Raw genomic sequence first — 13,263 nt, forward strand, 5'->3', positions numbered from 1 at the left:
TGCGTTCTTAATCTATCTTAAACGTGATCAAAAATCTTTGCGTCTCTGCGAGAAAAACCACTCGCTATAATAACCCCTTGGTGCTTGGCAGCTGCATATTATACGGATTACGTTTTACCGCCATCCGGATCGCTTTGGCGAAACATTTAAAGATCGCTTCTATCTTATGATGTTCGTTTTCGCCTTCCGCTTTGATGTTCAGGTTGGCTTTAGCCCCGTCGGAGAAGGACTTAAAGAAGTGGAAGAACATCTCGGTGGGCATCTCTCCTATTTTCTCGCGTTTGAATTCCGCGTCCCATACCAGCCAGTTACGGCCGCCAAAGTCGATGCCTACCTGTGCCAGGCAGTCGTCCATTGGCAGGCAGAAGCCATACCGCTCGATGCCGCGTTTATCTCCCAGCGCTCTGGCGATAGCTTCACCGAGGGCGATACCGGTATCTTCAATGGTATGATGTTCGTCAATATGCAGGTCGCCTTTGGCGGTGATGTCAAGGTCGATGGAGCCGTGACGGGCGATCTGGTCCAGCATGTGGTCAAAGAAACCGAGACCGGTGTGTACGCTGGCTTTACCACTGCCATCCAGGTTGAGGCTGATGGTGATATCGGTTTCGTTTGTTTTTCGTACATGCGTTACCGTTCTAAGCCCCAGCTTCAGGAATTCATAGATACGGTTCCAGTCGGTAGACTCCAGTGCTATCACGGACTCCAGCGCCTGTACGGTATCGCTGATCTCTGCGCCGCCGAGGTTATTGCCCTCGTTGAGCCAGATAGCCCTGGCGCCGAGGTTCTTGGCCAGCTGCACATCGGTGATGCGGTCGCCGATCACGAAAGAATTGGCCAGGTCGTAACCATCGGAGAAGAAGCGGGTGAGCATGCCGGTACCGGGCTTGCGTGTTGGCGCGTTGTCGGCGGGGAAACTGCGGTCAATGAAAATTTCGCTGAACGTCACGCCCTCGTTTTCGAACGCTTTCATGATCATATTCTGTGCAGGCCAGAACGTATCTTCCGGGAAGGAGGCGGTACCCAGCCCGTCCTGGTTGGTGACCATCACCAGCTCGTAGTCCAGCTCCGCCGCGATGCGGGCCATGTTTACAAATACTTTGGGATAAAACTCCACTTTATCCAGACTATCGATCTGGTAGGTAGGCGGCACTTCTTTGATCAGGGTACCGTCGCGGTCTATAAAGAGCACTCGTTTCATGCAGATACCGGTGTTTCAGTTTTCAGGTTAAAAGATTTTAAGGCGTCGAGCAGTTGTACGTTTTCTGCCGGCGTGCCCACGGTGATGCGGAGGCAGCCCATGCAGAGCTCTACTTTGGAGCGGTCGCGTACCACGATGCCGTGTTCTGTCAGGTACTGATAGATGCCTTTGGCGTCAGTGGTCTGTACCAGGATGAAGTTGGCGTCGCTGGGATATACTTTGAGGACCTGCGGCAGTTGCTCCAGGCCGGCGGAGAGCAGGTCGCGCTCTACCACTACCTCGCGGATCCATTCATTCACGCGCGCCACGTTGTCCAGCGCCTGCAGCGCCAGTTCCTGCGTAGCCTGACTGATATTGTAAGGCGGTTTTACCTTGTTGAAAACGCTGATGATATCTTCACCGGCGAAAGCCATGCCTACGCGCAGGCCTGCCAGTCCCCATGCTTTGGACAGGGTTTGCAGCACCACAAGGTTAGGATATTCGGTCAGCTCCTGTATAAAGGATTTCTGGCGGGAGAAGTTGATATACGCTTCATCGATCACCACGATGCCGTCGAAGTTATTCAGCAGCAGTTCTATATCTGACCGGTTGATGGAGTTGCCGGTAGGATTGTTGGGAGAGCAGATAAACACCAGCTTGGTATTTTCATCGATGGCCTGTTGCAGTCCTTCGATGTCCAGCTGGAACTCAGGTGTGAGGCTTACTTTACGGATGGTCACATCATTGATGTGGGCGCTCACTTCGTACATACCGTAGGTAGGCGGGCACAGCACCACGTTATCACGGCCGCCGGGATTGCAGAAAGCGCGGTACAGCAGATCGATAGGTTCGTCGCTGCCATTGCCGAGGAAGATATTCTGCGGCGGTACGCCTTTGATGTCGGCCAGTTTGTATTTCAGCGGCCACTGCATCGGATCGGGGTAGCGGTTATAATTCACCGGCAGCGGCGATCCGAAAGCGTTTTCATTGGCATCCAGGAACACGGACGCCTGTCCTTTGAATTCGTCCCTGGCGGAAGAGTATGGCACCAGTCTTTTTATATTTTCCCTGAGCAGGGATTCCAGATTAAACATTTTGATATTTTGATATTTGGGTACTTAGTTATTTAGTCTGACAGTGACGGCGTTCCTGTGCGCATCCAGTCCTTCTGCCGCGGCCATGGCTTCGATAGTGGGACCGATTTGCTGAAGGCCCTGCGGTGTTATCTGCTGGAAGGTAATTTTCTTTACGAAACTGTCCAAAGATACGCCGCTATATGCGGTAGCATAACCGTTGGTCGGCAGGGTATGGTTCGTGCCGGAGGCGTAGTCCCCCGCGCTTTCCGGTGTATAGTTGCCAAGGAATACGGAGCCTGCGTTGGTGACTTTATCCGCCACGTTGAGCTCGTTACGGCAGGCCAGGATAAGATGTTCCGGCGCATACGCGTTGAGCATCTCCATAGCCGTATCAATATCCTGTACCAGTATCATTTTGCTATTGTCCAGGGCTGCGGTGGCAATAGACTTACGGGGCAGCTTGTCCAGCTGTGCCTGTAAGGCTTTTTCCACATCGGCCAGCACTTTTTCGCTGGTGGTGACCAGTACCACCTGGCTGTCCGGGCCGTGTTCCGCCTGGGAGAGCAGATCGGCCGCCACGAAAGCAGGCACGCAGCTCTCATCTGCCAGCACCGCCACTTCAGAAGGGCCTGCCGGCATATCGATGGCCACGCCTCTTTTGTTGACCAGCTGTTTGGCGCAGGTCACGTACTGGTTGCCCGGACCGAAGATTTTAAATACCCTGGGCACCGTTTCCGTACCATAAGCCATCGCGCCGATAGCCTGTACCCCGCCGATGGTAAACACCCGGGAGATGCCCACCAGTTGAGCCGTATACAGGATAGCCGGATGTAAGGACGGCGTACAGAGGACGATCTCCTTACAGCCCGCGATAGTAGCGGGGATACCCAGCATAAGGATGGTGGAGAACAGCGGTGCGGAGCCGCCGGGGATATACAGTCCCACTTTTTCGATGCCGACCGGCTTGCGCCAGCACTGTACACCGGGCATGGTCTCTATGATCTGTGTTTTCTCCTGTTGTGCTTTGTGAAAGGTGATGATATTTTGGGCTGCCTGTTGGATCGCCGCTTTCAGCGCCGGTTCCAGCGCGGCCTCTGCTGCGGCGAACGCCGCCGGTTTTACCGCAAAATCGGTCAGTTCCACCTTGTCAAACTCGGCTGCATATTTTTTCACTGCCTGGTCACCGTTCTCCTGCACATCGCGGAGAATAGCTTCCACTTTGGCTTCCAGTGCGGTGGTATCCATCACCGGGCGTTGCAGCAAAGTGTTCCAGGCAGCTTTATCGGGAAATTTTATTGTTTGCATGTTTGTCGTCGCTTTTTATCAGATCACCATTTTTTCGATGGGCACCACGAGAATACCTTGTGCGCCGGCGGCTTTCAGGTTTTCGATGATGTCCCAGAAATCATTTTCGTTGAGCACGGAGTGAACAGAGCTCCATCCTTCCTGCGCCAAAGGCAATACTGTAGGGCTTTTCATGCCCGGCAGCAGGCCGATGATCTCGTTGAGTTTTTCATTGGGCGCGTTGAGCAGGATGTATTTGGTGTTCTTGGCTCTTTTCACCGCCTGGATGCGGAACACCAGCTTGTCGAGCAACAGCTGTTGCTCCGGCTGCAGATTGTGACAGGCAGCGAGCACCGCTTCAGACTTAAGGACGGTCTCTACTTCTTTGAGGCCGTTCATAAAGAGGGTGGAACCGCTGCTGACGAGGTCGCAGATAGCGTCTGCAAGGCCGATGCCGGGGGCTATTTCCACCGATCCGCTGATCTCGTGGATCTCGGCTTTGATATCGTTGCGTTGCAGGAACTCCTGTACGATCACGGGGTAGCTGGTAGCGATGCGGGTGTTCTCCAGGTCTTTTACCGTAGTGTACTCAAAGGATTTGGGCACCGCCATGGACAGGCGGCATTTGCCGAAGCCCAGTTTCTCAACGATGTTGACCTGTTTTTTCTTCTCCAGCACTACGTTTTCGCCGACGATACCAATATCCGCCACGCCGTCTTCTATATACTGCGGGATATCATCATCACGGAGGAAAAACACTTCCAGTGGGAAGTTGCTGGCTTCCGTTTTCAGTTTGTTAACACCATTGTTAATGTCGATGCCGCATTCCTTCAGCAATTTGATGGAATCATCGTGCAGGCGGCCGGATTTCTGGATGGCGATCTTTAGTTTCATGATGTGCTAAAATAAAAAAGGGGCTTACCGTGTGGTAAGCCCCTGATGATGAATCTAATATGGTTGTATACACATTATCATCCCAGCCTACCTGTCCGGTAAGAATGATGGTGATGATGGATATGTACGTTGCTAATCATAATGTCGGGTACAAAAATAATAAGTAAATCGGGAAATCAAACTTATTTTTTTGTTAATCACCATTTAATTTTCAGGCCATATTCTTTTTTGAGTGTCAGCAGGGCTTCTGCGTTGCCGCGGGCGTCGTCCACGGGATGATGCGTGTGCCGGGTCTTCCGCAGATGTTTGAAGTTTTTAAAGGTATCGTTCATCAGTCCTTTATAGAGGCTGCCGAGGTTCTGGGAGCTGAAGCCGAAGGGGTTGCTGCCCGTGAAATGATGAAAGTACCAACAGACAAACATCCAGTCAAAGCCGTTATTGTCGCTGATGAAGATGGGCCTGTCCTGGCAGTTCCTGCGCAGCCAGGCGGCAAAATCTGACATCACTTTTTTGGGGTCATTGAATTGCAGGGTCTCTTCCCTTGTATGACCGGATACGGCCAGTGCTTCGGGAATATAATTCTCAGAAATGGGTTTTAACTGCCCGTAGAACGTGGTATCCAGGGCTTCGTTCACCAGTACGGCGCCGAAAGAGATCATGGAATAATCTCCGGGGATGGGGCCGTCTGATTCTACATCTACCATTATGTAAGCCATAGGTGGATCGTATTAAGTTGTTAACAAATGTGCATCCGGGAACAGACAACCATGGCGGCACAGCGATGTGGCACACAAAGATATCTCCCTGATGCGGGTTCATAAAAATATCGACGGAATAACTGAATGTAAGCGGGATGATAGCTGTGGGCTGGGGCTATGTTGGTTAATCCGGGAACTTAAAAATCTGTTCCTCCGTTCAAATTATACGCAAATATAGAAAAAATTTCCATATTCTGTTATGCCGCCGCAGCCGGCTGCCATCTGTATTCAGGCTAAAAATTTCCCGGTGCGCCTGTTTTAGCGGCCACTTTCCCCATCCGGTTGATTTGCCGGCAGTTAGCATCCAACGGGCATTCGCGCCTTTGCAAACGATCTGTTAATGTATTTTTTAAACTAAATTATTTAGCTTTTATTTGCTAATAATATTAGTATTCATTTAAAGCGATAGTTGTATGGAAGCATTGAAGTGGAGTGAGCCTAACATGACCCTGCCATATTTTGATACCGGTATTTCCGCGGGTCTTCCCTCACCTGCCCTGAACGAACAGGAAAACATTGATCTCTCCCGTATTATATCCACCGACGCCCGCAATGCCTTTGTTGTACGGGTCAAAGGCGACAGCATGAGCGAAGCGCATATCCCGGACGGCTCGCTGGCCGTGGTGGACCGGTCCGTCCGGCCTTCTACCGGTGATATTATCGCCGGTACGCTCAACGGGGAGTTTACCATCAAACGGCTGGTAAAAGCGGGACGTAACTGGGTGCTCCATCCGGAGAATCCGTTTCACAAACCGATGGTCATCACGGAAGACGCGGATTTCCAGGTATGGGGTATTGTAACGGCGGTGATCATGGACATGCGTAAATAGTGAAATGCCGACTGTTATGCATCCTCCGTTAATGATATTTTCTGCGGCGCTGTTATCCGCGCTGCTACAGGAAGGATATGGCTTTTTTGTGCGCCAGTCCTGTGCTGTGGGCTTCTCCCCTGCCGATCCCCATATCCGGGAGGTCTTCCTGATCACGCCATATAAAGACATTGTCAGCGCCAACGCGCATTTCCAGCATATCCGGTTCGACCGGCGCAAGTATATCTACCAGACCAGTCACCCGGAAGAAAAAGAGAAACTGTACCAGGCGGCGGCACAGCCGGCAGGTTATAAAATATATGCCGCGCAGATAGACCCGGAACGCCAGATGCCCGATCTGCAACTGATACAGCATGTAAAACATTATATCAGCCAATACACCACCTGGCCCACAGACCATATCCGGATCGAATACGGGCTGCAATACGGAGAATTATATCTCTCCCTGAAATATGGAGATGAAGAAATAAAAGTACCTTTACCCGCAATCGAAAGCTATTAAAATAATGTGTTACGATATTGCGCTGAATGCCAACCTGCAAAAGATACTGAAGCGGGTACCGCTGCTGCAGACCGGCGTCAACCCGAATTTCGATTTTACCGCCACCTATCATAAAATAGGCATGTCTTTTCCGCAGTGGCCTGTTGTTGTTGATAACGACGGGCTGCAGCTGGACCGGTTTACCTGGGGGCCTATCCCCAAACTGCTGGACACGGCAGAAAAGGTAAAACGGCAACGGCAGATGTATCTGAACGCCCGCAGCGAAAAAGTACCGGAAAGCGGCACCATGTGGAACGCTATCCGTCACCAGCGCTGCCTGGTGCCTGTCACCGGTTTCTTCGAATACAGGCAGATACCCGGCTGGAAAAATAAAGTGCCTTACTTTATCCATTCCCGCGAGGAGGACATTTTCTTCATCGCCGGATTATGGGCCTACTCCAACTCCTGGGACGTGGATAAACCGGAACGCATCCCCACCTTCACCCTGCTTACCCGGGCCGCCAACCCCGTCATGAAACAGATACATAACGGGGGCGACAATGCCGGCAGAATGCCGCTGATGTTACCGGACGACCTGGCGCTGCAATGGGTTAAAAAAGATCTAACGGAAACAGATATACGTAATATCATTCAGCACGAGTACCCCGCAGAAAAGCTGGAATACTGGCCGGTCAATTCCGTCCGGAAAGCCAAGCCCGACGATGAATCTGTCATAGCAAGGGTTCAATATGAAAATTTACCGGCCATAGGAAATTGATTTACGGATTTTGGAATTTTTTGATTTTGACATTTAAAATGCAGCGGAGACCGGCATTGTATAACAAAATATGATCTTCGTGAATAAATTCCAACATCAAAAAATTCCAAAATCCGTAAATCAAATAGTCACGGTGCCAGGCAGAAAGCAATAGATGCCGAAGCATCATACTGGCTTTGGCGACCCACGCCATTAATCACTGTTGACGCTACATACAGCGACTCCGCAAATGCCGCTACGCCCGGGCAGGCGCCCAGCATATCCGCCACACTTTTGGTGAAGGTTTCTGTATGCGATGTAGCCGGGAATAAAGCTCCGGAGCTGCCAAAATAACCGTGAGCCCCTTTGATGATACCAAAAGACCAGGTGGCAAATCCCTGCGGGTGCGAAGCTGTCCAGTGCAGCTTCACGATATCCGCCGTATTGGTGTATTTCAGGTAACCGCAATTCGGATCGGCCGGCGTAGTATTCAACAGTGGTATATCCATGCTGGCCACACACTGATCGTTATTCACCAGCAGCGCGTTACTCATGGAAGACAGCAGCACATGCGCGGCGTCATAGAACTCCAGCCGGAGCGTATGCGCACCGTTGGGAACAGACAGGCTGTTGAGCAAACAACCCAGATCCGGATTGTAATACACCAACGCCGGATTGTGAATATTGTAAAAACCACTGATATCAGGCTTTTGCAGCTCGATGATATCGTAATGTCCGTTCACCGGGTTAAGGCGGAGATCATTCCAGGAATCAAACCGCGGACTGCCATCTATCAGTACTTTGTAGTAGCGTACGCTGTTGTTCCAGGCGTTGTAGTGATCGATGTTCACCGGCAGGGTACCACCGAAAGGAGAGTCTTTCGGGAACTGGAACGGGTAGGCGGGTTGTGAAGTAGTATCGGCCTTCCCTGCAGCAGTAATGAGGTTCCAGGGCACGTAACCGATGCCTTTGTACAACCAGTTGCCGGTGGTGGCGGTCAGGGTGTACTGGTCTACTTCATCGTTGCAGCACACGCAGTAGTTACCGGGCTGTATCACCGCAATGCTGGAAGGCCTTGCAGCAGTACCCCCGATAAATACGTTCGTGTTGCCGGCTGTTTTGGTGACATCTACCGCAGTGATCCGGTTAGCCGGGTCGCGTTCAGCCACCAGCAGCCTGCTTTCGGTGTTATCGGCCCAGGTCAGGAAGAAGGGGGCGGTTAAACCGCCGGCGATGAGTGTTTTGGCGCGGGTAGCCAATATGATGCGGCTAATACCGCCGATGCCTTGTTCTGTGACATAGGCAGCGGAAAGATCGGCGGTGAGCGTTATGCCTACTGCAAATTGCAAACCACTGAACAACACGGTTTTGACGCCGGTATTCAAGTCTACGCGTACGAGGTTACCGGGATTGGCATATTCCACCACATAAGCCTGCATATGCGCTTCATCCAGCCACAGCTGCTGTGGTGCATTCAGCCCGGAACATACTACGGTGGCTGATGCGCGGTTGGCCGCGGCAAGGCTCACTCTTAATATATTGCCGGTACGTTCAGTCACGTAAGCCGTTTGTTCATTGGCTGTTACCGCAATATCTTCCGGCTGGTTATAGCCGCTGCCGATACGTTTGTAGATGGGATTCAGTTTGTAGGTCACCCACTGCACCTTGAGATTGTAACCGTAAGCGATCACTTTTAACTTGCAGTAGTTGCCTTCTTTGGTTTTCACGCAAAAGACATCACCGTTGACTAACTTATTGGAGGCGTCGTTATTTCCGATGATGGGCGTACTGGTGTAGGTGTAGGATTGCAGGGAAGCTGCCGTTACGAGGTTAAAATCCGTTATGCCGAGATTGACAATGCGGGCAGTTCCTTGCGGCACCATCTGCCTTTTAACGCTGTCAATCTGCTCCCACCAGATATCGGCAGGGCCGCCCATGGCGACATTGGTACCGCTTTCACAGTCAAACGACCAGGTGCCTTTTATATCGACGGTCCCCTGGGATACGATGGTAGCGGCGGCAGGAGAGAGATCAATAGTGGAGATGAACCCGCCGTATTCGACGAAAATAAGCTGGTTCCTGTTTTTCAGGTAGCGCGAACCGATAGCGCCGGCCAGACTTGCTGCTAACTTTTTCATGATGTTGGGGTTTAAGCACAACGAGGTATTGCACAGGCGTACCTTGTAGTTTTGGGGTTTTGGGGTAAAGTGAACTGTATGCGTTTTCCGGAAACTGCGATACGAAATTACAGCTTCAGCAACATAAAAAGCGATCTGTAAATACGCATTCTTCGATTACGTATATACACGCAAACTATAATATCATAGAGAAGCCCTTAAACGGAGCCGGAAAGGCACTTCCATATGCGCCACCGAACGTTCCAGCACCACGCGGGCAGCCAGTTCTCCCATCTTCTGGAAATCAGTGGAGATAGTGGTGATGCCATTCAGGATGATTCTTTTCAGCGGTGTTTCGTTGTAGGAAATAACGCCCACCTGTTCACCTACGGTCAACGATAAGGCATTGATCCTTTCTATCAGCTTTACCAGGTCGTCTTCCATCAGTGTTATATACACTTCACCCGCATCAATTGGTTCGTCGGCAGCGTCGTGCAGGATCTTGTAAGAGAAGGCGTAATCCTGGCAAAAGCGGGTAAAGCCGGTCAGCAGTTCCGACGGGATATAACAATCATCCGGGAAGATGATCTTCAGCGTATGATATTTGCTTAACGCCGGACGCGCCTCCCGCAGGGCATTATAGATATCTTCTTCAAAATTTTCATACACCGCGCCAAAATCGCCGGTGATGCCATCTACTTTTTTATCCAGGATCACCAGTTTGTCTTTGGGTAATGTGTTGATGATCGCGTGCGCCTTCTCCCCTCTTTCTGTAAAATGGGGGATGATGACATAATAAGAATAATCTTCCCTTTTATTGGTCAGCAGCTTTTTAAACAACGTGTAGTCATTGTTGTAAATATAAAAGTCCACTACCACCTGGTTTCCGAGCGCTGCCATAAACGCATCGTACACAATTTTTTTGTGTGCGCTCAGTTTATTGAACAGCAGGAATATACGCGGGATGGCGGGCACTTCACTATCCGGGATAAAATATCCTTTACCGGGCACAGAGCCCAGCACGCCGGCTTTTTTAAGATAGCGGTATCCTTTCTCCGCCGTATCCCGTGAGATGTCGAGTTCAAAGCTCAGTTCATTGATAGAAGGCAACACGTCTGCAGGTTGGATCTGCCCGTTCTCCAGCCCTTTCAGGATAGAGTTGGCCAGCTGCAGGTATTTCGGTGTGGCCGAGTACTCATCTATCACAATCAGGTCTATTAGTCTTGGTGCTTTCATAGCTTACAAAGTTTCGGCGTAGCGTTTCAGTTGTACCAGGTGAACGGGCACCGGTCCGGTATTCCAGCTGTCGTGTATCACCAGCGCGGCGCCCACAGCGGAGGCCTGGGATACTGTGGCGGCGTACACTTCCATCTCCGGGAAGGCTTTGGCCAGGAGGTGCATGTAGATGTTATTACGGGCAAAGCCGCCGTCCACGAACAGCCGCCGCACCGCCGTATGGCCCATCACCAACCGCGTGGCGTGGTATTGCTGTTTCACCAGCGATAGGACCAGGTGGTGATAGGCGGTGCTGCTGTTTTCATAACGCGACAGCGCCAAAATACTAAATTCCGGTGAGGATGCTAACCGTGCGGCTATCTGCGGATCGTACGGCAGTTCTTTAAAATGCTGCGGGTCTTCCCCGAAAAATGCCGCGATCTGCTGCACCGCCATTTCGTGGGCATGCCCGGCAAACAAACGCGACGACTTCACCGGGCGGCCGTCATAACGGAGATAACACAGACAGTCCTGCTGCAGCTCTTCCGTGGTGAGCGGTTCGTGGTTAAACGGATTCATACTGATGCACCAGGTGCCGGTAGACAGCAATATAAAAGGCTCCCGGAACTGCAGCAGGTAAGGGACCAGTGCAGCGGAGCTGTCATGTATGCCGATGCCTGCCTGTACGGTTTTATCCCCCAGCTGTACCTGCGTAGTGTGATGGGTGGGCGCTATCGGCGGCAACTTGCCGAGCCACCCTTCCCGGCTTACCCACGGATGATACTGTTGTCCGGCAAAGTCCCAGAGACCGGTATGGCAACCTATGCTGGTCATCTCCGAAAACGGCTCGTGGGAAAACAGGTAGCTCAGGAACTGCGGCAGATGCAGCACATAACGGGTACGGTTATACAGTGAGGGCAACTGGTGCTTTACGCGATAGAGCTGCAGACCGGCATTGAGGCTGCCGAGGGCCGGCGAGGCTGTCTGGTGGGAGAACTGCTCCCGGTGGCCGGAGGAGCTGTAGAAGCGGGCCGACAGCTCTTCCGGGTATGGCTTCAGGTAATTGTACAGCGGGCCGGCGGGCTCGCCATTTTCATCGATATATACAAGACTGGCGCCATAGGCGGACACATTGACGGCTTTTATTTCAACGTCCGTCATCGTCAGCACAGCAGCCAGCTGTTGACGCATATTATTTATCAGCAGCGGCAGGTCTTCGCAGGGATCGCCTGTATCATCGGTAGTCTCCTGCATACAGGTTTGCTGCTCAAAGACAATATGGTATTGTTCATTGAGCAGCAACAGTTTTTTATTCGTTTTGCCTATATCAAAAACAGCTATAACGGGAACGGGCATGTGGAATTTATTTAGGCGTCGGGCTGTGATTACAGCCCGGTAGCGATGGTGGTTTTACCTCTCTCACCGACCAGCTGATCGCGTACTTTTTCTTTTCTGAAAACCGCCAGCGGGTCCAGCGCGCCACCGGTGCGGAGGCGGGCTTCTGCTATGAGGGGGCGCACATCCGTACGGAAAGCATGTTGCAGTATTTCCTGCGCCAGTACGGTATCGTTGTTGTTTTGTGCGGCCGTGAGCCGGTCGCGGTCTACCAGCAGCGCCTGTGCATAAGCGATGCGGATGGCCTCCACGGATTGCAGCAGGTCTTCCAGCGGGTCTTTCACATTATGACTGGCATCGATCATCCAGCCCAGGCCGGTGGCGTGTTCCATGTGGCGGGCGTCCATACCGTCTATCAGTTCGTTGAAGATGAGAAACAGCTGATAAGGGCGGATGCAGCCAACGGTAAGGTCGTCGTCCCCATATTTGGAATCGTTGAAATGGAAGCCGCCCAGTTTGCCTTCGCGGAGCAGCAGCGCTACGATCTGTTCGATGTTGGCGTTGGGCAGATGATGCCCCAGGTCTACGAGGGTAAAGGCTTTAGGCCCCAGCCTGGAAGCATACAGCAGCGACTGGCCCCAGTCGCCCACGGTAGTGGAATAAAAGTTAGGTTCAAAAGCTTTGTATTCGATGAATAGTTTCCAGTCATCCGGCAATGCGTGGTAAATTTCGCCAAAGCTTTCCAGCGCATGGTCGAAAGCGCGGCGGAAATTCAGCTGGCCGGGGAAGCAGGAGCCATCGCTCAGCCAGATGGTGAGTGCTTTGGAGCCCAGTTCCCGGCCATAATGCATTACTTCCAGGTTATGGGCTATCGCCTGTTGACGTGTAGCCTTGTCCGTATGGGAGAGAGAGCCGAATTTATAGCTGTGTTCCTGGCCGGGCTGGTCCTGGAAGGTATTGGAATTCATGGCATCGAACTGCAGTCCCAGCTGGGAGGCTACGGCGCGTATATGTGCCGCATTGGAGGGAATGTCCCAGGGGATATGCAGGGATACCGCGCCGCTGCCGCGGTTGAGCGCGTGCAGGAGGCCGATGTCTTCCAGTTTTTCTTCCAGCGAGCGGGGCTCCCCGCCGCCGGGGAAGCGGCCGAAGCGGGTGCCGCCGGTGCCCAGCGCCCAGCTGGGGATAGCTACCTGGAAAGCGGTCAGTTTACCGATGATCTCTTCCGTATGTGGTATTTCCTGCCGGAGAAATTGAAGCCGGCGTTGGTGCGCCGCCGTGAGGGGCTCGTTACAGGCCGTGATCCGATGTTGGTCTATCTGCATACAAACGGTTT

At 52.1% G+C, this 13,263-nt stretch carries 12 protein-coding genes; 3 read left to right on the top strand and 9 right to left on the bottom strand.

Features of this window, described 5'->3' with window-relative positions; genetic code table 11:
• Nucleotides 1-64: 64 nt before the first annotated feature.
• From hisB to HF324_RS28485, 5 genes are all read right to left on the bottom strand, one after another.
• On the bottom strand, nucleotides 65-1,201 hold the full coding sequence (gene hisB / locus HF324_RS28465; RefSeq protein WP_168806639.1) for a bifunctional histidinol-phosphatase/imidazoleglycerol-phosphate dehydratase HisB: 1,137 nt from the start codon (nucleotides 1,199-1,201) through the stop codon (nucleotides 65-67).
• A complete protein-coding gene (gene hisC / locus HF324_RS28470) occupies nucleotides 1,198-2,274 on the bottom strand; it encodes a histidinol-phosphate transaminase (protein WP_168806641.1) in 1,077 nt (358 codons plus the stop codon). Before hisC ends, hisB begins: the two co-directional genes overlap by 4 nt.
• Before the next feature lie 24 nt (nucleotides 2,275-2,298).
• A complete protein-coding gene (hisD, locus tag HF324_RS28475; RefSeq protein WP_168861412.1) occupies nucleotides 2,299-3,561 on the bottom strand; it encodes a histidinol dehydrogenase in 1,263 nt (420 codons plus the stop codon).
• A gap of 18 nt (nucleotides 3,562-3,579) precedes the next feature.
• Nucleotides 3,580-4,434, bottom strand: a complete 855-nt coding sequence (gene hisG, locus HF324_RS28480; protein WP_220100636.1) for an ATP phosphoribosyltransferase — start codon at nucleotides 4,432-4,434, stop codon at nucleotides 3,580-3,582.
• 197 nt (nucleotides 4,435-4,631) lie between these two features.
• On the bottom strand, nucleotides 4,632-5,150 hold the full coding sequence (locus HF324_RS28485; RefSeq protein WP_168806645.1) for a 3'-5' exoribonuclease domain-containing protein: 519 nt from the start codon (nucleotides 5,148-5,150) through the stop codon (nucleotides 4,632-4,634).
• 455 nt (nucleotides 5,151-5,605) lie between these two features.
• On the opposite strand from HF324_RS28485, the gene HF324_RS28490 reads away from it, so the two are divergent.
• The 3 genes from HF324_RS28490 to HF324_RS28500 are packed head-to-tail and all read left to right on the top strand — an operon-like array spanning nucleotide 5,606 to nucleotide 7,281.
• Nucleotides 5,606-6,022 carry a LexA family protein gene (locus tag HF324_RS28490; protein WP_246269311.1) on the top strand — a complete coding sequence of 139 codons (417 nt, stop codon included), beginning with the start codon at nucleotides 5,606-5,608 and terminating at the stop codon, nucleotides 6,020-6,022.
• A gap of 16 nt (nucleotides 6,023-6,038) precedes the next feature.
• On the top strand, nucleotides 6,039-6,524 hold the full coding sequence (locus tag HF324_RS28495; RefSeq protein WP_168806647.1) for a hypothetical protein: 486 nt from the start codon (nucleotides 6,039-6,041) through the stop codon (nucleotides 6,522-6,524).
• Between the two features lie 4 nt (nucleotides 6,525-6,528).
• Nucleotides 6,529-7,281 carry an SOS response-associated peptidase gene (locus HF324_RS28500; protein WP_168806649.1) on the top strand — a complete coding sequence of 251 codons (753 nt, stop codon included), beginning with the start codon at nucleotides 6,529-6,531 and terminating at the stop codon, nucleotides 7,279-7,281.
• A 128-nt stretch (nucleotides 7,282-7,409) separates the two neighbouring features.
• On the opposite strand, the gene HF324_RS28505 is transcribed toward HF324_RS28500, so the two are convergent.
• The 4 genes from HF324_RS28505 to HF324_RS28520 all read right to left on the bottom strand — a co-directional run bounded on the left by HF324_RS28505 (nucleotide 7,410) and on the right by HF324_RS28520 (nucleotide 13,252).
• Nucleotides 7,410-9,398, bottom strand: coding sequence for an NHL repeat-containing protein (locus HF324_RS28505; RefSeq protein ID WP_168861413.1), 1,989 nt, complete (start codon nucleotides 9,396-9,398; stop codon nucleotides 7,410-7,412).
• Nucleotides 9,399-9,581: 183 nt separating this feature from the next.
• Complete coding sequence (locus HF324_RS28510) at nucleotides 9,582-10,613, bottom strand: GntR family transcriptional regulator (RefSeq protein WP_168806653.1); 1,032 nt, start codon at nucleotides 10,611-10,613, stop codon at nucleotides 9,582-9,584.
• A gap of 3 nt (nucleotides 10,614-10,616) precedes the next feature.
• Complete coding sequence (locus tag HF324_RS28515; RefSeq protein ID WP_168806655.1) at nucleotides 10,617-11,948, bottom strand: FGGY-family carbohydrate kinase; 1,332 nt, start codon at nucleotides 11,946-11,948, stop codon at nucleotides 10,617-10,619.
• A 29-nt stretch (nucleotides 11,949-11,977) separates the two neighbouring features.
• Nucleotides 11,978-13,252 carry a sugar isomerase gene (locus tag HF324_RS28520; protein WP_168861414.1) on the bottom strand — a complete coding sequence of 425 codons (1,275 nt, stop codon included), beginning with the start codon at nucleotides 13,250-13,252 and terminating at the stop codon, nucleotides 11,978-11,980.
• Nucleotides 13,253-13,263: the final 11 nt, after the last annotated feature.

This window comes from Chitinophaga oryzae (assembly GCF_012516375.2).
Taxonomy (GTDB): domain Bacteria; phylum Bacteroidota; class Bacteroidia; order Chitinophagales; family Chitinophagaceae; genus Chitinophaga; species Chitinophaga oryzae.

Coding starts and splice junctions, on each gene's coding strand:
- hisB (WP_168806639.1), bottom strand. CDS start 1,201: ATGAAACGAGTGCTCTTTATAGACCGCGACGGTACCCTGATCAAAGAA.
- HF324_RS28505 (WP_168861413.1), bottom strand. CDS start 9,398: ATGAAAAAGTTAGCAGCAAGTCTGGCCGGCGCTATCGGTTCGCGCTAC.
- hisG (WP_220100636.1), bottom strand. CDS start 4,434: ATGAAACTAAAGATCGCCATCCAGAAATCCGGCCGCCTGCACGATGAT.
- HF324_RS28495 (WP_168806647.1), top strand. CDS start 6,039: ATGCATCCTCCGTTAATGATATTTTCTGCGGCGCTGTTATCCGCGCTG.
- HF324_RS28515 (WP_168806655.1), bottom strand. CDS start 11,948: ATGCCCGTTCCCGTTATAGCTGTTTTTGATATAGGCAAAACGAATAAA.
- HF324_RS28500 (WP_168806649.1), top strand. CDS start 6,529: ATGTGTTACGATATTGCGCTGAATGCCAACCTGCAAAAGATACTGAAG.
- HF324_RS28485 (WP_168806645.1), bottom strand. CDS start 5,150: ATGGCTTACATAATGGTAGATGTAGAATCAGACGGCCCCATCCCCGGA.
- hisD (WP_168861412.1), bottom strand. CDS start 3,561: ATGCAAACAATAAAATTTCCCGATAAAGCTGCCTGGAACACTTTGCTG.
- HF324_RS28510 (WP_168806653.1), bottom strand. CDS start 10,613: ATGAAAGCACCAAGACTAATAGACCTGATTGTGATAGATGAGTACTCG.
- HF324_RS28520 (WP_168861414.1), bottom strand. CDS start 13,252: ATGCAGATAGACCAACATCGGATCACGGCCTGTAACGAGCCCCTCACG.
- HF324_RS28490 (WP_246269311.1), top strand. CDS start 5,606: ATGGAAGCATTGAAGTGGAGTGAGCCTAACATGACCCTGCCATATTTT.
- hisC (WP_168806641.1), bottom strand. CDS start 2,274: ATGTTTAATCTGGAATCCCTGCTCAGGGAAAATATAAAAAGACTGGTG.